This window comes from Microbacterium sufflavum (genome assembly GCF_023101165.1).
In the GTDB taxonomy this organism is placed as follows: domain Bacteria; phylum Actinomycetota; class Actinomycetes; order Actinomycetales; family Microbacteriaceae; genus Microbacterium; species Microbacterium sufflavum.
In genome coordinates this window covers 1,419,894-1,438,888 of the sequence record NZ_CP078076.1, presented here as the reverse complement: position 1 = coordinate 1,438,888, position 18,995 = coordinate 1,419,894, and the positions used below count along the sequence as shown (strand labels likewise).

General features: G+C 73.3%; 16 protein-coding genes. 9 read left to right on the top strand and 7 right to left on the bottom strand.

The window, feature by feature from the left end; translation table 11 throughout:
- Positions 1–91: 91 nt before the first annotated feature.
- The 3 genes from KV394_RS07120 to KV394_RS07110 are packed head-to-tail and all read right to left on the bottom strand — an operon-like array spanning position 92 to position 1,912.
- Complete coding sequence (locus KV394_RS07120; RefSeq protein WP_247982679.1) at positions 92–418, bottom strand: hypothetical protein; 327 nt, start codon at positions 416–418, stop codon at positions 92–94.
- Positions 419–458: 40 nt separating this feature from the next.
- Positions 459–1,163, bottom strand: a complete 705-nt coding sequence (locus KV394_RS07115) for a GTP pyrophosphokinase (protein ID WP_247638218.1) — start codon at positions 1,161–1,163, stop codon at positions 459–461.
- Between the two features lie 50 nt (positions 1,164–1,213).
- Positions 1,214–1,912 (bottom strand): response regulator transcription factor, encoded by a 699-nt coding sequence (locus KV394_RS07110; protein WP_247982678.1) that lies wholly within the window; start codon positions 1,910–1,912, stop codon positions 1,214–1,216.
- Between the two features lie 418 nt (positions 1,913–2,330).
- On the opposite strand from KV394_RS07110, the gene KV394_RS07105 reads away from it, so the two are divergent.
- Entirely contained in the window at positions 2,331–4,229 is a 1,899-nt protein-coding gene (locus KV394_RS07105; protein WP_247982677.1) for a hypothetical protein, read from the top strand.
- Positions 4,226–6,283 (top strand): ATP-binding protein, encoded by a 2,058-nt coding sequence (locus tag KV394_RS07100; RefSeq protein WP_247982676.1) that lies wholly within the window; start codon positions 4,226–4,228, stop codon positions 6,281–6,283. Before KV394_RS07105 ends, KV394_RS07100 begins: the two co-directional genes overlap by 4 nt.
- Positions 6,284–6,292: 9 nt before the next feature.
- Here KV394_RS07100 and KV394_RS07095 read toward each other — a convergent pair whose 3' ends face one another.
- A complete protein-coding gene (locus KV394_RS07095) occupies positions 6,293–7,054 on the bottom strand; it encodes a hypothetical protein (protein ID WP_247982675.1) in 762 nt (253 codons plus the stop codon).
- 130 nt (positions 7,055–7,184) lie between these two features.
- On the bottom strand, positions 7,185–8,261 hold the full coding sequence (locus KV394_RS07090) for a VanZ family protein (RefSeq protein WP_136045413.1): 1,077 nt from the start codon (positions 8,259–8,261) through the stop codon (positions 7,185–7,187).
- 225 nt (positions 8,262–8,486) lie between these two features.
- Here KV394_RS07090 and KV394_RS07085 point away from each other — a divergent pair, with 225 nt between their 5' ends.
- Positions 8,487–10,442 (top strand): APC family permease, encoded by a 1,956-nt coding sequence (locus KV394_RS07085; RefSeq protein ID WP_407665467.1) that lies wholly within the window; start codon positions 8,487–8,489, stop codon positions 10,440–10,442.
- Positions 10,443–10,597: 155 nt separating this feature from the next.
- Entirely contained in the window at positions 10,598–10,768 is a 171-nt protein-coding gene (locus KV394_RS07080; protein ID WP_247982674.1) for a hypothetical protein, read from the top strand.
- Between the two features lie 4 nt (positions 10,769–10,772).
- On the opposite strand, the gene KV394_RS07075 is transcribed toward KV394_RS07080, so the two are convergent.
- Positions 10,773–12,179: an aminotransferase-like domain-containing protein gene (locus tag KV394_RS07075; protein WP_247982673.1), complete on the bottom strand. Its 1,407-nt coding sequence runs from the start codon at positions 12,177–12,179 to the stop codon at positions 10,773–10,775.
- Between KV394_RS07075 and KV394_RS07070 the strand changes: the two genes are divergently transcribed.
- Both KV394_RS07070 and KV394_RS07065 read left to right on the top strand, forming a co-directional pair.
- A complete protein-coding gene (locus KV394_RS07070) occupies positions 12,178–13,128 on the top strand; it encodes a DMT family transporter (protein ID WP_247982672.1) in 951 nt (316 codons plus the stop codon). The two genes, KV394_RS07075 and KV394_RS07070, sit on opposite strands and share 2 nt — an antisense overlap.
- Positions 13,125–13,712, top strand: a complete 588-nt coding sequence (locus KV394_RS07065; RefSeq protein ID WP_247982671.1) for a GNAT family N-acetyltransferase — start codon at positions 13,125–13,127, stop codon at positions 13,710–13,712. Before KV394_RS07070 ends, KV394_RS07065 begins: the two co-directional genes overlap by 4 nt.
- A gap of 9 nt (positions 13,713–13,721) precedes the next feature.
- Here the strand turns inward: KV394_RS07065 and KV394_RS07060 are convergent, their stop codons facing one another.
- On the bottom strand, positions 13,722–14,897 hold the full coding sequence (locus KV394_RS07060) for an SLC13 family permease (protein WP_247982670.1): 1,176 nt from the start codon (positions 14,895–14,897) through the stop codon (positions 13,722–13,724).
- 190 nt (positions 14,898–15,087) lie between these two features.
- Between KV394_RS07060 and KV394_RS07055 the strand changes: the two genes are divergently transcribed.
- Genes KV394_RS07055 through kdpB form a run of 3 tightly spaced genes read left to right on the top strand, consistent with a single transcriptional unit; the run spans position 15,088 to position 18,993 of the window.
- Positions 15,088–15,177, top strand: coding sequence for a potassium-transporting ATPase subunit F (locus tag KV394_RS07055; RefSeq protein ID WP_136032743.1), 90 nt, complete (start codon positions 15,088–15,090; stop codon positions 15,175–15,177).
- A complete protein-coding gene (gene kdpA / locus KV394_RS07050) occupies positions 15,177–16,853 on the top strand; it encodes a potassium-transporting ATPase subunit KdpA (protein WP_136045409.1) in 1,677 nt (558 codons plus the stop codon). Before KV394_RS07055 ends, kdpA begins: the two co-directional genes overlap by 1 nt.
- 1 nt (position 16,854) lies before the next feature.
- Entirely contained in the window at positions 16,855–18,993 is a 2,139-nt protein-coding gene (kdpB, locus tag KV394_RS07045; protein ID WP_247982669.1) for a potassium-transporting ATPase subunit KdpB, read from the top strand.
- Positions 18,994–18,995: the final 2 nt, after the last annotated feature.

The window sequence follows — 18,995 nt, the reverse complement described above, 5'->3', positions numbered from 1 at the left end:
ACCCGAGCTGGGCGACGCCGGAGCGGGGCGGCTCCGTTCGGCGACGCGCGGGGGGCTGCGACCCACGGCGACGCGGATCAGTGGCCGCGGATCAGATCCCGCGCACCGTGACGCGCTCGCGGCCGAGCTGGCTGCTGCGGTTGTTGAGGCACCGCGTGCACAGCAGCTCCATGCGCCGCGGATGGCCGCCGCCGCAGACGCACTCGGTCGTCACCCGCCACGCGGCCGCCCTGCCGCACGACACCGGGGCGTCGCGACCGGCGTCGACGGCGGTGTGAGGGGTGTCGGACCCGGTGTGCGGACACTCGCAGCGCGGACCCTCGTCGAGGTCGGGCAGGAGCGCCGGGTCGGTGTGCGGACGGTCGTCCGTCGCGTGCGACGTGCGGGCGGGCGAGGCGGCGGAGGTCATCGCCGTCATGCTCCCACGATCCGCGGCACGGCGCGACGGGTGGCCCGGGTCACACGCCCACGATGCGCGGAGCCGGCGGGGGCGGCGGGGCGAGCTGCCGGCGCGGGACGCCGTGCGCCTCGCGGTGCAGGCGCTCCATGCGGCTGTCGAGCTCGGCGGCCGCATCCGCCGCGTCGGTCAGGCTCTGCACGAGGTGCGAGGGCACCTGGTTGGAGAACTTGTAGTAGATCTTGTGCTCCAGGCTCGCCCAGAAGTCCATCGCGATCGTGCGGAACTGCACCTCCACCGGCACCGAGAGCGCGCCGGTCGACAGGAACACGGGCACCTCGATGATCGCGTGCAGGCTCTTGTAGCCGTTCGCCTTCGGCTGCGCGATGTAGTCCTTCACGGTGCGCACGGTCACGTCGTCCTGCGCGGTGAGCAGGTCGAACAGCCGGTACACGTCGGCGACGAAACTGCACGTGACCCGCACCCCGGCGATGTCGGTGATCTCGGCGCGGATGCGCTCGAAGTCGGGCTCGTCGATCCCCTTGCGCGCGAGCTTCTCCACGATGCTGTCCGGCGACTTCAGGCGGCTCTTCACGTGCTCGATCGGGTTGTAGGCGTGGTCGTGCGTGAACTCGTCGCGCAGGATCGAGATCTTCGTCTCCACCTCCCGCATGCCGAACTCGTACTCGCGCAGGAAGCGCTGCAGCTGATCGCGCAGCTCCTTGGCCTCGCTGATCATGGCTTCGTCGACCGGGATCACGCTCATGGGATCGACGTTATCGATCCGTGATCGGAAAGCGCTGTGGATTATCACGGTCACGCGGGAGCGTCCGGCGCGTCCCGACCGAGCCCGGCCTCCCTGGCACGGACGATCAGCGCGCTGCGATCGGGCACCGCGAGCTTCGCGAGGATGCCGGACAGGTAGTTGCGCACGGTCTTCGACGACAGCACGAGCCGCCGGGCCACCGCCTGGTTGTCGAGGCCGCGGGCGATGAGGTCGAGCACCTCGCGCTCGCGGTGCGTGAGCTCGGGGAACACCACGGGCCCGGTCGTGCGCGCGCCCGACAGCAGGTCGATCGCGCGGCGCCCCACCTCGGCCGTGAGCAGCACGTCACCCGACGCCACGGCGCGCAGCCCCCGCTCGATCTCGTCCGGCAGCGCGCTCTTGAGCAGGTAGCCCCTGGCGCCGGCGCGGAGGGCGGCGAACACCGAGTCGTCGTCGCCGAGCATCGTCACGATGAGCACGCCGATGCCGGGGGCCGCCCGCACGATGCGCCGCGTCGCCTCGATGCCGGATCCCGCCCCGAGATCCACGTCCATGAGCACCACGTCGGGCTGCGCGGCCAGCACACCGTCGACCGCCTCGTCCTCGGTGCCGGCCCTGCCCACGACCCGGAACCCCTCGATCGACTCCAGGAAGCTCGACATGCCGAAGGCGAAGACCGGGTGGTCGTCCACCACGAAGATGCGCACGGCACTGTCCGCCGCGTCCACCGCGCTGGACTCCTCTGGCATGCCGCTCACGCTAGCGCTCCCGCCCCGCGGCGCACCACCGCGGGCCCACGCTGCTCCGGGGGGCGACGTGCGGGGAGGGACACCCGGCGGGAGCAGCCCCCGCTCCCGCCGAGTCCGCCGTGCGAGCCCGCAGCCCGCCGGCGGTCGCCTCGCCCGCACCGGTCCCCATGATCCCGCTGCGACGACCGCGACCCGGTCCCCTCGTGCGCTCGTCGACCCGATCGACCGCGCATTGTCCCCTCCTCCTGCCGACCCGCGTCGGCACGGTGTCCTCCACCGCCACCGACGCTAGGGGTCCCTGCGTCCCGGCTCCGAGGGCACCGTGTCCCGACCGCCCGGGAGATCCGGCCCGGGACGCCCCGCGACCCTGGTCAGGCCGCGCCCCCTCCGGCACACTGAGGCTCGGAGAGGAGCGCCGATGAGCGGAGCCGCCGCCCCCACGGCGCGAGCGCACGGACCCTCGCGCGTGCTCGGAGTGGCGACGACGGCTGCGCTCCTGCTGGCGTCGTGGGGTCCCGCGCTGATCGGTGCGCTGCTGTGCCTGCACTCGTCCGGCGGCATCGAGGCCGTCGGCACGCTCAGCGCCGCCCTGGCGTTCGGCGGTGCGGCCGCACTCCTGCCCGTCCGCGGCGGTCACGGCGGTCGCGGCGGCCCCCTGCTCCCGCTCACCCTCGCCACGACGGGGGTGGGCGGTGGGGCGGCCACGCTCGCGGCGGGACTGCGCGCGGCCGGGGTCGACCGCGGGCTGTGGCTCGACCTGCTGGGCGTGGCGTGGATGCCCGGTGGTCTCACGGTCGCCGGGGTACTGGGGGCGGCGGTGCTGCTTCACGCCCGAACGCTGCTCGCGGCGGGCGCGTCACTGTCCACGGCCCTCGCGGTGTCGAGCGCCGTGGAGCTGGACCGCGGGACGCCGCTTCCGTTCACGGCCGCCCTGTGGATCGTCTGGCTGGCGCTGGCGCTGTGGTCGGGCGCGACGATCCTGTGGGTCGCGCGGCGACGCTCCTCCCCCGACCGGGAGGCGGCCGTATGGCTCGCGATCGCCCACTTCGCCCTGCTGCTGTGCGGCGTGGGCGGCTTCACGGTCACGACGGACGGCGGCGGCTCCCTGCTCGGCACCGCGTTCGCCGCGGCCGTGCTGCCCGCGTGCGTGCTGTTCGCTGCGGCCTCGTTCGTGCTCACCGCGATCGCCCGCGCCCCCGACGCCGTGGAGCCGGCGCGGGCCCGGTTCGCGGTCGGAGTGCTCCTGGTGTCCGCCCTGCTGGCCGCCTACGGTGCGGTCGCCGCGACGATCGCGCAGCTCGCGCCACTGCCGCCCACGAGCGCGGGCATGGTCGCCGTCGTGCTGATCGCGGTCGGCGCGGAGCCCGTGCGCCGCGGCGTGCAGCGCGCCGTCGACCAGCTGCTGTACGGCCGCTCCGCCGAGCCGCGTGCACTGCTGCGCACCGTGAGCACGGAGGCGGGCGGCGGCAGCGGCCGCGCGTCGCTGGAGGTGCTGGCCGAAGCGCTGCGCCGGTCGCTCCGCCTCGGCGGGGTCGCGATCGCCTCCTCCGGCCCCGAGCACTCCCGCGGACAGGCCGGCACGCTCGATCCCGCGACGCGGGAGGTGGTCGCCCTGCTCGCGGCCGGCGGCGCGTGCGGGACGGTGGAGGTGAGCGGCACCGCCGGTCGGCGCGTGGAGCCGCGCAGCCTCGCCGCGCTGCGCCGCATCGGCGGGGTGCTGAGCGTGGCGGTGCTGCTGGCCGACGCCGACGAGGGTCTGCGCGTCGCCAGAGACGGCGCGCGGCGGATCGCGGCCAGCGAGCGGCGGTTCGCACGGGGCGAGATCGAAGCGGGACTCGAGCCCGTGCTCGTCCGGGTGCGCGGGGCCCTGCGCGCGCTCCCGCACTCTCCGCGACCCGACCTCGTGCTGCGCGAGGCCTCGGCAGCACTGCAGGCGGCGACCACCGAGGTGCGCGACCTCGCCCGCACCCTGCTGCCCGGGGCGCTCGACGCGGGCGACCTGACCGGCGCGCTGACCGAGCTCGCCGCGCGCTTCCCGGAGCCGGTGCTGCACGCCGAGGTGCGGCGGGCGCCCGAACACCCCGAGCACCTGTACCACCTGGTCGCTGAGGCGATGCTGCGCGCCCGCCGGGAGGGCGGGGTCGAGCGGATCGAGGTCACGGTGGGCCCCGCCGACCGCGCGGTGCTGCGGGTGGTAGGGGCCGCGGTGCGGGTTGACCCGATCGTGCGGGCGCTGCACGCCAGGGTCGCCGAGCGCGTGCCCGGGGAGGAGCCGACCGGGCGCCGCGCGGTCACGGTGACGGCGGTGCCCGCATGACCGGCGGCGGTGCTCGGCGTCTCGCGGGGGTCGCGGTGCTCGCGAGCGCCTGGGGTCTGGCGGCCGCGTCGATCCTGCTGGCGTGGCGGTTCGAACTCCCGGCGGCCCCCGTCGCCGGCACCTTCCTCGCTCCGGCCCCGCCGGCCGCGCAGGCCCGGTTCGACGACATCGGCCTCACGGTCGCGGCGGTGTACGCGCCCCTCGCCGCGGTGCTCCTGGTGCGTCGTCCGCAGCCGGTCGCCGTGCTGCTCGCAGTGCACGCCGTGGGCTCGGGGCTCGCGGCGTTCGGCGTGCAGTACGGCCTGCTGGCGGTGGACCGCGGCGGACTCCCCGGAGGCGCACTGCTCGCCTACGCGGGCGGCTGGGCGTTCGTTCCCGGGACCTTCCTGACCGCGGTCGTGCCGCTGCTGCTGCTCCCCGGCCGGCGCGCCGCCCTCGACCGTGGGCTGCTGTGTCTCGTGGTGACGGCGGCCGGCGTGGCCACCGTCGCGTCCCTCACCCAGCAGGGCGCCGGACCGCTCGACAACCCGCTCGCCCCGGACTGGCCGTGGTACCAGGCGATGCTGCCCGGCGCCTACGGGGCCGCGGCCGCCGTGACGCTGTGCGCCTCGACCGCGGTCGCCGTGATCGTGCTGAAGCGGGCACTCCGGTCACCGCGGTCGCAGCGGTACGCCCTGATCTGGCTGCTGGTCGGGCATGTGTTCCTGACCGCCTCCTACGTGGTCACGGTGCTGCCCGCCTCGCTCCAGCTCGCAGCCCCGCTGTGGGTGTTCGGCACCATCGCGCCCATCGTCGGGCAGATCTTCTATCCATCGGCGGTGCTCGTGATGGGTCTGCAGCATCGGCTGCGCGGCGTCGACGTGACAGTGAGCACGGTGCTCACGACCAGCATCCTGGCGGTGCTCGCCGCGACGGGCTACCTGCTGATCGTGACAGCGATGGAGACGGTCGGCCCTCCGACGCCACTGGCCGTGTTCGCCACCGCGGCGCTGGTCGCGATCGGGCTGCTGCCGATGCGGCGCCTCATCCGCCGGCGGGTCGACCGCCTCGTGTACGGCGACGCGGGGGCGCCCGAGCGGCTCGTGGACACGCTGGGGGCGGAGGTGGGCGAGATCGCCACCGGCGCGGACGGCCTGCGCGCCCTGGCGACGGCGCTGCGGGCCACGCTGCGCCTCGGTTCGGTGCGCCTCCGGGTCGCGGCGGACGACGCGGGCGGTGACGGCGAGCACCTCGGCACCACGGACGTCGTGGTGGGGGATCCCCGCGGCACGACCACGGCCTTCGCGGTGGACGGCGATCCCGGTGTCGTGCTGGAGGTGACCGGGGAGGTCGACGGGGTGCCCGTTGGGCGCAGGACCACCGAGGCGATCGCGGATCTGGGCCCGGTGATCGGCGTGGTCGTGCGGCTCGCGGAGGCATCGACCGCCCTCGCCGAGGCACGGCGGACGGCGGCGGAGGCGCAGCACGCGGAACGACGGGCGCTGCGCCGGGAGCTGCACGACGGGCTCGGGCCCGCGCTGTCCGGAGCGGGGTTCTCGCTCGCCGCGGCCACCAACCTGCTCGCACGGGGTGACCGGGCGGCGGCGGAGGAGACGGCCGCCCGCGTCGCCGAGCTGCTGGAGGCGCAGACGGCGACCCTCGCCCGGCTCGCCCGCGGCGGCACGACCCCGGTGCACGACCTCGACGGCGAGCTGCGGCGCCTGGTGTCCGCACTGGGCGCGGCGGGGGCGGCCGTGCGTCTCGTTCCGGGTGCCGACCCCGATCTCGACCCCGCCCGTGCGGGCATCCTGCTGCGCATCGCCGCGGAGGCACTGCTCAACGCCGTGCGGCACGCCGGCGCGCGCGAGGTGGTGGTCACGCTCGGCGGCCCCGGCGAGCGGCTGCTGTGCGTGCAGGACGACGGCCGCGGGCTCCCCGATCGTCGAGGGGCCGGCGTGGGGCTCGCGTCGATGCGGGAGTGGGCGGACGAGGCGGGGTTCCGCGTGGGCTGGGACCGACCGCCGGGCGGCGGCACCCGGGTGAGCGTGCACGCCGCCGCGGTCAGCCCCGGCTGAGGCCCGCCGTCACGACCTGCCGGGCAGCGGGGTGCCGGTGGCAGCCGCCCGGTCCGTCGCGGTGTCCCCGGACGAGACCCCGCGGCGCCCCAGCAGCATCCACAGCGAGGCGAACGCGAGCCCGAGGCCACCGACCGGTCCGGCGAGCCCCGGCACGCCGGTGAGGATGTACCCCGCCGCGATCAGCAGCACCAGGGCCCCGAGCAGCGTCCCGAGGATGCGCGAGGCCGACCGCTCGAACCAGGCCATGGCGGCGAGCGCGGCCAGCGACACGAGCACACCGAACCACGGGATGAACGCGCCGAAGTCGGTGAGCGCGTAGAACACCAGCAGACCCTCGTCGCCGAAGCTGCCGAACTCCGGGCCGCCGTGGCCGTACAGCCCGAGCGTGCCCTTCCAGGCGTAGCCGAACGTGAGCCCGGCGGCCGAGGTCACGAGCCCCGCGGAGAACACGCGCGCCGCGACCGAGGTGGATCCGCGTTCGACGCGCACGCGCCAGGAGCCCTGCAGTACCAGGAGGCAGGCCACGGCCGCGAAGCCGAGCAGGAACCCGATCTTGTTGCCCACGGGGTCGAGCCCCGCCATGTCTTCGGCCGCTGCGGAGAGGATGCCACCGCGGGCGTAGTCGGCCTCCGACCACGGCCGCACGTCGAACACCACGGTGGCGGTGACGCCGAGGAGCCCGGCGGCAACGCCCCAGAGCAGCCACAGTCGGCCGCCGCGGCGGGTGGGGGGTCGGTGTCCGCGGGGGCGGGTGGCGGTGTCGGTCATGGGTGGCTCCTGTTCGCTCGAGGCGCCCGGACGGACGCACCGTCACTCTGCGCCGTCCCGCGTCCCGGGAACGAGGGTCGTCGATCACGGATCCGCGGGCGATCGACCGGGCGGCGGGGAGGGCGACCGGTCAGGCCGACGCGACGGGCGCCGACGCCTGCCGCTCCCGCGCGTCCTCCACGTCCTGCCCGGAGAGGAGCCCGGGGAGCCCGCGGCCGCGACGCGTGGTGAACAGCAGCACGACCGCCACGGGGTAGAGCACCGACGAGATCAGGTCGAACGGGAAGCCGAGCAGGGCGAGCGCGCCGATGCCGCCGATGCCGCCCGCCCACCGCAGCAGGCGCGCGAGCATCATCGGCAGGCGCGAGCCGGTGTAGCGCAGCTGCACCGCGACATCGCCGACCGAGCGACCGGTGACGAGGATCAGAACGAGCCACAGGCCCGAGGCGGCCACCGTGCTCACCAGCTCCGACGCAGCGCCGTCGAGCACCGCCGCCCGGTCGTCCACGACGTACGCGAGCCAGAGCTGCACGGTCACGGCGACGACAGCGCTCACGAAGAAGTACGCCAGACCGTCGCACAGCATCGCCAGGGCCCGGCGTCCGCGCGTGACCGGGCGCGGCTGATCCGCATCCGCGGCGGCGCGCGAGCCGCGCAGGGCGCGCGGCACGACGAGTGCGAGCGTGCAGCCCACGACCGCGCCGATCGTGTTGGTCATCAGGTCGCCGACGTCGAAGAACCGGTACGCGCACGGGTACAGTCCCCACACGCCGGTCAGCTGCGTGGTCTCGACCAGCAGCGAGAGCCCGAGACCGGCGAGCAGGGCGACCACGACCCCGCGGCCGGCCAGCACCCGCACGAACGCCCCGAGCGGGAGGAACAGCAGCACGTTGAAGGCGAGCTGCAGGAACGCCGGGTGACGCAACGGCTGGGGAGACGCGAACGCGCGCTGCAGATCGTGCACGACCGACATCGGGTCGATGATCGCGCCGACGCAGCGGATCGTGTCGGGGTCGGGCAGCGGCAGCAGCGTGTACGTCCAGATCGCCCAGAAGTAGATCAGGGCGCCGAGCCACAGCATCGTCCGTCCGAAGCTGAGCCTCCCGCGGCGGCGGTAGCTGATCGCGACGAACGGCACGAACAGCACGATGCCGACGGCCATTCCGATCGCGATCGCGATGACACCCAGAACGACCTGCTCCCCCATGGAGAACAAGGCTACGCGGTGCCCGTAAGGATTCCGTCAGGGTGCGGAATGCGACCGTAGGGATTCCGTAAGGATCTTGTGAGGGCGCCGCGCGCGGGCGTAGTGTCGCCGGACGTGTCAGAAGAAACCCGACTCGGCGCGGACGCGCCGCCGCGAGCGAAGCGCATCCTCATCGGCGACCCGCTGACGAGCGAGCAGGTCGACGAGCAGCTGCTCCCCAAGCGCATGGCGCTGCCGATCTTCGCCTCCGACGCACTGAGCTCGGTGGCCTATGCGCCGCAGGAGCTCGTGATGATCCTGCTGATCGGCGGGCTCACGTTCCTGTCGTTCACGCCGCTCGTCGCGATCGCCGTCGTGGTGCTGCTGCTCGTGGTGGTGCTCAGCTACCGTCAGCTCATCAAGGCCTACCCCTCGGGCGGCGGCGACTACGAGGTCGCGTCGAAGAACCTCGGCGAGATCCCCGGCGTGATCGTGGCGGCGGCACTCCTGGTGGACTACGTGCTGACCGTCGCGGTGTCGGTCGCCTCGGGCGTGGACAACATCATCTCGGCCGTGCCGGGGCTCGACCCCTTCCGCGTCGAACTCGCGGTGGGCTTCGTGATCCTCATCATCATCGTGAACCTGCGCGGCGTGCGCGAGGCGTCGCTGGTGTTCGCGATCCCGACGTACGTGTTCATCGGCTCGGTCGGCATCATGATCGTCACGGGCCTGATCCGCACGGTCTTCGGCGACGCCCCCGTCGCGTCCAGCGCGGACTTCAGCGTGCAGGCGGAGAGCCTGAGCCAGGCGGCCGTCATCCTCCTCATCCTGCGCGCGTTCTCGAGCGGATGCTCCGCGCTCACCGGCGTCGAGGCCGTGTCGAACGGCGTGCCCGCGTTCCGGGCGCCCAAGGTGCGCAACGCCCAGTCCACGCTCGTGCTCATGGGCACCATCGCGATCTGCCTGTTCTCCGGCCTCACCGCCCTCGCGCTCATCACGGGCGTGCACTACGCCGAGAACCCGTGCGACCTGATCGGCTTCGACTGCACCACGCCGCAGCCGAGCCTGATGGCGCAGATCGCGGCCGCGACGTTCGGCGGCGGCAGCATCCCCTTCTTCATCGTGCAGGCGGCGACCGCGTGCGTGCTGCTGCTCGCGGCGAACACGGCCTTCAACGGCTTCCCGCTGCTGGGCGCGGTGCTCGCGCGCGACGGCTACGCCCCCAAGTCGCTCAACACCCGTGGCGACCGCTTGGTGTTCTCGAACGGCATGATCCTGCTCGGCATCGCGGCGATCGCGGTGCTGGTGGTGTTCCAGGCCCGGCTGACGACACTGATCCAGCTGTACATCATCGGGGTGTTCGTGTCGTTCTCGCTCGGGCAGATCGGCATGGTGCGCCACTGGCGGCGCGTGCTGCGAGAACCGGCCGCGGGACCGCGAGACGGCACAGCGGCGACCGACCGCCGCTCGGCGAAGGTGGGCCTGCTGATCAACTCGGCCGGGGCGACCCTCACGGTGCTGGTGCTGGTCATCGTGACCATCACCAAGTTCACGCACGGCGCCTACCTGGTGTTCTTCGCGATCCCGGTGCTCGCGTTCCTCATGATCGGCGTGAAGCGGTACTACCGCGACGTGGAGCACGAGATCGCGATCGACGACACCACCCGCTTCGGGGCGTCGGGCGACGTGGCGATCGTGCTCGTGAACCATCTGCAGAAGCCGGTCATGAAGGCCATCGACTACGCGATCGCCGCCAAGCACGACAAGACGCTCGCGGTGCACGTGGCCGTGTCGGCCGACGACGCGGCGGCGCTCCAGCGCGAGTGGGCCGAGCACCTCGTGCCGGTGCCCCTCGTGATCGTCGAGTCGCCGTACCGCTCGTTCGCGCAGCCGGTGACGCAGTTCATCCGCCAGTACCGCGAGAAGCACGGCTCCTCGGTCGTGACCGTGTATCTGCCGCAGTACATCGTGGGCCACTGGTGGGAGTCGTTCCTGCACAACCGGCGGGCACGTCGACTCGCGAACCAGCTCATGCTGGTGCACGGCGTCTCGATCACCCTGGTGCCGTGGCTGCTCGACTCGTCCGAGCTCATCTACGGTCGCCGCTCCCGCCCGCTACCGGGCCAGGAGCGTGCCGGTCGCCCGGTCGTGGTGTCGGGCCGCCGCGCCCACCGCCCCGCCGGTCCCCCCTCGGCGGAGTGAGTCCGGCGGGTTCCGCGCGCGCCGGCTCAGCCGAGACCGCCGGGTCGAGGCCGCACCTGCCATGCTCCATGGCAGTCATTTCGGATCATACTGTCGTCATATGAGGTAGTCTGGAGGGTGAGATGAGCGCGCGCACTGCCCAGGGGAGAAGAACGATGTATCTCGTGCTGGCTCTCGCCGTGGTCAGCGCCGCCGGGAACGCGGTGGTCTACGAGTTCCTCCCCGGGGAGAATCCGATCTTCCTGCTCAACGTCGCGATCTCCCTGCTCGTCGCGGTCGCCCTGCTGGCCCCCGCGCTGCGCCGGAAGCTCTGGCCGCGGAAGTGAGGAATCAGGACCAGTCGACGACGGCGCCGAGGATGCCCGCGGCCTCGGCGTACCGGGAGGGATCGGCGTTCGCGTAGGTGAGTCGCACGTACGCACCAGCGGGCTCCGCCGGGAACCACTCGCCACCCGGGGCGATGAGCAGGCCGCGGAGCTCGCACTCCCGCACGACCCGGCCGACGTCCGTCCCCTCCGGCAGCCGCGCCCACAGGTTCAGGCCGCCCGCCGGCACGTTCTCCACCGTCACCCCGGGCGCGTGCGCTGCGAGGCTCGACACCAGCAGGTCACGGCGCGTGCGCAGCTGCTCGCGGAATCCGCGCAGGTGCGTGCGCCAGGCCGGCTGCGTCACCACGTCGAGCGCCGCGGCCTGCAGCAGCCCGCTCACGTACATGCCCTCGGCAGCCCGGTCCACGAGGATCCGCTCACGCGCCGGGCCGCGGGCGATCACCGCCGCCACGCGCAGCGCGGGCGAGACGCTCTTGGTGAGCGAGCGCACGTACACCACGTGTCCGTCGTCGTCGGCCGCGGCGAGGGGATGCGCGCCGGCGTCGATGCCGAGGTCGTGCGCCCAGTCGTCCTCGATGAGGAACGCCCCGTGCCGCCGCACGATCTCGAGCACCGCCTCCCCCGTCGCGGCCGACCAGCGCGCGCCGCTCGGATTCGCGAACGTCGGCTGGGCGTAGAACGCCCGCGCTCCCGTCCGCGCGAACGCCCGCTCCACCTCGTCCGGGTCGGGGCCGGCGGGTCCGGAGGGGATCGGCACCAGTGCGACCCCCGCCTGCTCCGCCGCCAGGAGCGCCCCCCAGTACGTGGGCGACTCGATCAGCAGCGGCCGCCCGGTGCCCACGACGGCCCGGAAGATCGAACTGAGACCGCTCTGGCTGCCGGCCACGACCAGTGCGTCCCTGGGTGAGGGTGCCGCGATGCCGGAGGGGACGGTCGCCGCCAGCTCCGCGGCGAACCATGCCTGGAGCTCGGGGAGACCGGCGGCCGGGGAGCGCGTCACCGCGGCGGGGGTGCGCGACGCCCGGACGAGCGCCTGCCGGACCAGGCGCTCCGGCAGCAGCTCGGGCGAGGGATAGCCCGAGTGCAGGCCGATGACGTCCGGGGCGGCGGTGCGCTGCGTCGCGGAGAGACCCGAGGAGCGCATGGGGGCGGGGCCGAGCGCGGCGGTCTGCCAGCTGTGGTCCAGCGCTCTGGGGGCCCGCGCGGCCCGGACGAACGTGCCGACCCCCGGCCGCGTGTCGATCAGACCGCTGCGCGCGAGCTGCTGCACGGCGCGCTGCACCGTGACCGGGCTCGCCCCGTACTCGGCGACGAGCGCGCGACTGGACGGGAGCCGGGCACCGGGTGCGGCCGACGCCACCCAGGCCCGCAGTCCACGGACGATGCGCTCGGTGCTATCCTGACCCATGAGAGAACAGAGTAGCGCTACTGCCCTTCGTTCGACAGCGCTATCCAGATATGCAGGACCAGCCTGGGGGCTCCTCGGGGTCATCGCCTTCTCGTTCACGCTGCCCTTCACCCGCGTCGCGATCGGCGGGTTGTCGCCCCTGTTCATCGGTTCGGCCCGGGCCGTGGTCGCCGCCGTCCTCGCCGCGATCGTGCTCGCCGCGTTCCGCGCCTCGCCGCCCTCCGCCCGGCAGTGGGCACGGCTCGCGGTCGTCGCGGGCGGAGTGATCGCCGGGTTCCCGCTCCTGACCTCGTTCGCGCTCACCACGGCCCCCGCGAGTCACGCCGCGGTGGTGATCGGCCTGCTCCCGGCCGCCACCGCCGTCGCCGTCGTGGTGCGCACCGGAGAGAGGCCGGCGCGGTCGTTCTGGGCCTTCGCGGCCGTGGGCGCCCTGGCCGCGGTCGGCTTCGCTGCCCTGCAGGGCGGGGGACTCGGCACCCTCCACGTCGCCGACCTGCTGCTCTTCGGGGCCGTGCTCGCCGCGGCCGTCGGCTACGCGGAGGGCGGCCTGCTCGCGCGCGAGCTCGGGTCGTGGCAGACGATCTCCTGGGCGCTCGTGCTCGCCGCTCCCCCGATGGCCGCGCTCGCCGTCGTCGCCGCCGTCGCGCAGCCGCCCGCCGCGACACCCGTGCAGTGGCTCGCGTTCGCCTATCTCGCCGCGGTCAGCATGTTCCTCGGCTTCTTCGCCTGGTACCGCGGACTCGCGATCGGGCCGATGGCGCAGGTGAGCCAGATCCAGCTCGTGCAGCCGGTGATGGGTATCGCGTGGGCGGGGTTGCTGCTGCACGAGCAGATCGGCTGGCCCACGGTCGCGGGAGGACTGGCCGTGATCGCCTGCGCGGCCCTCGCCGTACGCACCCGGCAGTCCGGGGCCGCGCGGCGCGGAGCCCGCCCTAGGCTGAGGGCATGACCGAAGGCGTTCCCTGGCCCGTCCGCACCCCCCGGCTGCAACTGCGTCCGTGCACCCTCGACGACCTCGACGCGATGTGGGAGTGGCGACGCCTGCCCGAGGTGAACCGCTGGCTGGGCCTCGCGCCCGACACGATCGAGGCGTTCCGCGAGCGCCACCTCGAGCCCGCCCGACTGGCGTCGCTGTACCTGATCGAGCGCCTGCCCGAGCACGAGGGTGACGCCCCCACCCCCATCGGCGACCTCATGATCCGCATCGAAGACGCCTGGGCGCAGCTCGAGGTCGCCGAGCGCGCCAAGGGCGTGGAGGCCGAGCTCGGCTGGGTGCTCGACCCCGCCTCCACAGGCCGCGGCTATGCGACCGAGGCGGTGCGGGCGGCGATCGAGGTGTGCTTCGGCCCGCTCGGCCTGCGCCGCGTGCACGCCGGCTGCTTCGCCGACAACGAGCCCTCCTGGCGGCTCATGGAGCGGCTCGGCATGCGCCGGGAGGAGCACAGCCGCAAGACCGCCCTGCACCGCTCGGGCGAGTGGCTCGACGGCATGAACTACGGTCTGCTCGCCGAGGAGTGGCCGGTAGGGAGCTGACCCCCGGCACTAGCCGGCGACGAGGGCCAGCACGGCGACCGCGGCGATCACCGTGGGCACCGCCGCCACCGTCCCCCACAGCATGAAGCGGCTCCAGCGGATCTCCACGCCGAGCGCGGTGATGCGGTGGTGCCACAGCAGCGTCGCGAGCGAGGCCCACGGCGTGATCAGCGGGCCGAGGTTCACGCCGATCAGCAGCGCCATGAGCGCGACGGGGTCGCCCGCCGCGGGCTCGAGCACGAGGTAGGCGGGAAGGTTGTTGATGGCGTTGGCGCTCACGGCACCGAGCGCCGCGAGCCGCAGGAGGTCACCGAACCCGTCGCCCGCGATCGGCGCGGTGAGCACGTCGAGCGCACCCCGCGCGTGCAGCGTCTCCACCAGCACGAACAGCGCGGCGGCCAGCGCGACCGCCTGCCAGGGCACCAGTCCCCACCGCAGAGCCCTGCGCCGCCGCACCGCGAACACCGCCACGAGCGCGACCGCGGCGACCGTCGCCGGGATCCACACGTCGTGGCTCAGGGCGAGCGCGGGCATGAGCACCACGAGCACGCCCGTCGCGGTCCAGAACAGCACCGGATCGGCGGGGCGCCGGGGCGGGGGCGTGCGGTAGCGCGAGAACACGGTGCGCCGGTGCACGAGGGTGAGCAGCAGCACGGGGACGAGGATGCCGACGAGGGTCGGCGCCCAGCTCAGCGCGACGAACGCGGCGGGCCCGTCGCCGATCTGCCGCGCCGCGAGCAGGTTCGTGAGGTTCGACACCGGGAGGGCCAGCGAGGCCGTGTTCGCGAGCCAGACGGTCGCCAGCGCGAACGGGATCGGCGGGACACCGATGCTCTGCGCGAGCACCACCACCACGGGCGTGACGATCACCGCCGTCGTGTCGAGCGACAGGAAGACCGTGCTCACCACCGCGAGCGCGATCACGAGCAGCCACAGCAGCGCCACCCTGCCCCGACCCCACCGGGCGAGCCGCTGCGAGACCACGTCGAACACCGCCGCGTCCCGCGCGAGCTCCGCGACGATCGTGATCGCAACGACGAAGCCCAGCACCGGAGCGGTCCGCAGCCCGAGCGCCTCGGCGTCGTCGCTCGGCAGGAACCCGGTGACGACGCAGACCGCCGCGACCGCGACGAGGGCGAGCACCAGCACGGCCCCTGGCCTGATCCGGTGTCCGCGCGTCCCCACCTCGCGAGCATAGGGCCGGGCGTGAGAAAGCCGCATGCATCGGCGGACGTGGCGTAGGGGAACCGTGAGGATCGACGGAGGCGGCGACGCCCGGGAGTTGGATCGGGGTCGTGCTCGACATCATCTACCTCGCGCTGACCCTCGCGCTGTTCGCCCTCGTGTCCCTCGTCGCGAAGGCGGTGGACCGCGCATGATCGTGTTCGAGATCATCGCCGCGGTGCTGGCCGTCGCCGCGATCGTGTACCTCGTCGTCGCCCTGGTCGCCCCGGAGCGGTTCTGATGGACGCGACGATCCTGTTCGGGGTGCTCCAGGTCGCGGCCGTCGTGGTCGTGCTCGTGCTGCTCTACCGCCCCCTCGGCGACTACATCGCCCACGTCTACACTTCCGCGAAGGACCTGCGGGTGGAGCGTGGGCTGTACCGCGTGATCGGGGTCGACCCGCGCTCGGAGCAGACCTGGCGCGCGTACGCCCGGAGCGTGCTGCTGTTCTCGCTCGTGGGGCTCGTGCTCGTCTACGCGCTGCAGCGGCTGCAGGCGTTCCTGCCGGAGTCGCTCGGGCTCCCCGCCGTGCCCGAGGGCCTCGCGTTCAACACGGCCGCGTCGTTCGTCGCGAACACGAACTGGCAGTCGTACTCGCCCGAGCAGACCATGGGCTACACCGTGCAGCTGGCCGGCCTCACGGTGCAGAACTTCGTGTCGGCGGCGGTCGGCCTCACGGTCGCGATCGCGCTGGTGCGGGGTCTGTCCCGCCGCGGCTCCGCGACGATCGGCAACTTCTGGGTCGACCTGACCCGCGGGCTCGGGCGGCTGCTGCTGCCGCTCGCCCTGATCGGCGCGGTCGCCCTGCTGGCCGGCGGCGTGATCCAGAACTTCGCAGGCTTCACCGACGTGACCACGGTGTCCGGGGGCGCGCAGACGATCCCCGGCGGACCCGTCGCGTCGCAGGAGGCCATCAAGCTGCTCGGCACGAACGGCGGCGGCTTCTTCAACGCGAACTCCGCCCACCCGTTCGAGAACCCCACCGGGTGGACGAACCTGATCGAGGTGCTGCTGATCCTGGTGATCCCGTTCGCGCTGCCCCGCACGTACGGCCGCCTGGTGGGCGACCACCGCCAGGGCTACGCGATCGTCGCCGTGATGGGCACGATCTTCCTCGCCTCGACGGTCGCCCTCTCGGCACTGGAGCTCGCCGGCCGGGGCGCCGCACCCGAGCTCGCGGGAGCCGCGATGGAGGGCAAGGAGCTGCGCTTCGGGATCCTCGGTTCGACGCTGTTCGGCAGTGCCAGCACGCTCACCTCGACGGGCGCCGTCAACTCGATGCACGACTCGTACACGGCGCTCGGCGGCATGATGCCGATGCTGAACATGATGCTCGGCGAGGTCGCCCCCGGCGGGGTGGGCTCGGGGCTGTACGGCATGCTGGTGCTCGCGATCGTCGCGGTCTTCGTGGGCGGGCTGCTGGTCGGCCGCACGCCGGAGTGGCTCGGCAAGCGCATCGGCCCGCGGGAGATGACGCTCGCGAGCCTGTACATCCTCGTGGTCCCGGTGCTCGTCCTCGGCGGCACGGCCCTGAGCTTCGCGATCCCCGGCATCCGGGACGACGTGGAGTCCACGAGCATCCTCAACCCGGGCGTGCACGGCATGAGCGAGGTGCTGTACGCCTTCACCTCGGCCGCGAACAACAACGGCTCCGCCTTCGCCGGGCTCACCGCGAACACCCCGTGGTTCAACACGGCCCTGGGCGTGGCGATGCTGCTCGGCCGCTTCCTGCCGATCGTGCTGGTGCTCGCGCTCGCCGGGTCGTTCGCGGCGCAGGAGCGCATCCCCGCCACGACCGGGACCCTGCCCACCCACCGGCCGCAGTTCGTCGGCCTGCTCCTCACGGTGACCGTCGTGGTCACCGCCCTCACCTACTTCCCCGTGCTCGCACTGGGACCGCTCGCCGAAGGACTCTGACATGACCCTCCTCACCACGCCGTCCGCGCCCGAGAGCGCCACGGCCTCCGCCCCCGCTGCGACACCGCGGTCGTTCGGCTGGTCGCAGCTCGTGCAGGCGCTGCCCGGCGCCGTCCGCAAGCTCAACCCCGCCACGCTCGTGCGCAACCCCGTGATGCTGCTCGTCTGGGTGGGTGCGGCCTTCACGACCGTGCTCGCGATCGCGGAGCCCTTCCTGGGCGGACCGGCCGACTCCGGTGGCTCGCCCGTTCCCCTCGCGTTCACGTGGGGCATCGCGGTGTGGCTGTGGCTCACGGTGCTGTTCGCGAACGTGGCCGAGTCGGTCGCGGAGGGCCGGGGCAAGGCGCAGGCCGCGAGCCTGCGCAAGACCCGCACCAGCACGATGGCCCGCCGCGTGGTGCGCCACGATCCCGCGGCGGATCCCGCGGCCGAGCGCGCCGAGACCGTGGAGGTGTCGTCGGCGGAGCTGCAGCGCGACGACGTCGTGATCGTGACCGCGGGCGAGCTGATCCCGGGCGACGGCGACATCGTGGCGGGGATCGCGACCGTCGACGAGTCGGCGATCACGGGCGAGAGCGCCCCGGTGATCCGCGAGTCCGGCGGCGACCGCAGCGCCGTCACCGGCGGCACCCGGGTGCTGTCGGACCGCATCGTGGTGCGCATCACGTCGAAGCCCGGCGAGACCTTCGTCGACCGGATGATCGCGCTGGTCGAGGGCGCGAGCCGTCAGCGCACCCCGAACGAGATCGCGTTGAACATCCTGCTCGCGAGCCTGTCGATCGTGTTCGTCGTGGTGGTGCTGGCGCTGAACCCGATCGCCTCGTACGCCGCCTCCCCGGTAAGCATCCCGGTGCTGATCGCTCTGCTCGTCTGCCTGATCCCGACCACCATCGGCGCGCTGCTGTCGGCCATCGGCATCGCCGGGATGGACCGCCTCGTGCAGCGCAACGTGCTGGCGATGTCGGGCCGCGCGGTCGAGGCCGCGGGAGACGTGACCACGCTGCTGCTCGACAAGACGGGCACGATCACGTACGGCAACCGGCGCGCGCACGAGGTGCTGCCGCTGACGGGCGTCGACGCGGAGGAGCTGCTGCGGGTCGCCGCCCTGTCGTCCCTGGCCGACCCCACGCCCGAGGGCGCCTCGATCGTCGAACTGGCCACCGCACGCGGCCTCCGGGTGGAGGCGCCGGAGGACGCCGTGGTCGTGCCGTTCACCGCGCAGACCCGCATGAGCGGACTCGACCTCTCCGACGGCACCGAGATCCGCAAGGGCGCCGGCTCCGCGGTGTCGGCCTGGCTGGGCCGCGGGACCGACGCCGAGCTGACCTCCCTCACCGACGGTGTCGCGAGCAGCGGCGGCACACCCCTGGTCGTGGCGGTGCGCGCCACCGGCGAGGACGGGCGCGTGCTGGGCGTCGTGCACCTCAAGGACATCGTGAAGGACGGCCTGCGCGAGCGCTTCGACGAGCTGCGCAGCATGGGCATCCGCACGGTCATGATCACCGGCGACAACCCACTCACCGCGCAGGCCATCGCCGCGGAGGCCGGGGTCGACGACTTCCTCGCCGAGGCCACCCCCGAGGACAAGCTCGATCTGATCCGCCGCGAGCAGCAGGGCGGGCGGCTGGTCGCGATGACCGGCGACGGCACCAACGACGCCCCTGCCCTCGCGCAGGCGGACGTGGGCGTGGCGATGAACACGGGCACGTCGGCGGCGAAGGAGGCGGGGAACATGGTCGACCTCGACTCCGACCCGACCAAGCTCATCGACATCGTGCGGATCGGCAAGCAGCTCCTCATCACGCGCGGCGCGCTGACCACGTTCTCGCTCGCGAACGACATCGCCAAGTACTTCGCGATCATCCCGGCGATGTTCATGGGGGTGTTCCCGGGACTCGCGGCGCTCAACATCATGCAGCTGCACTCGCCCGCGTCTGCTGTCACGAGCGCGATCATCTTCAACGCGATCGTGATCGTCTTCCTCATCCCGCTGGCCCTGCGCGGGGTGGCATACCGCCCCGCGAGCGCCTCGCAGATCCTGCAGCGCAACCTGCTCGTCTACGGCCTCGGCGGCGTGATCGCGCCGTTCCTCGGCATCAAGCTCATCGACCTCGTCGTGAGCCTCCTCCCCGGCTTCTGACC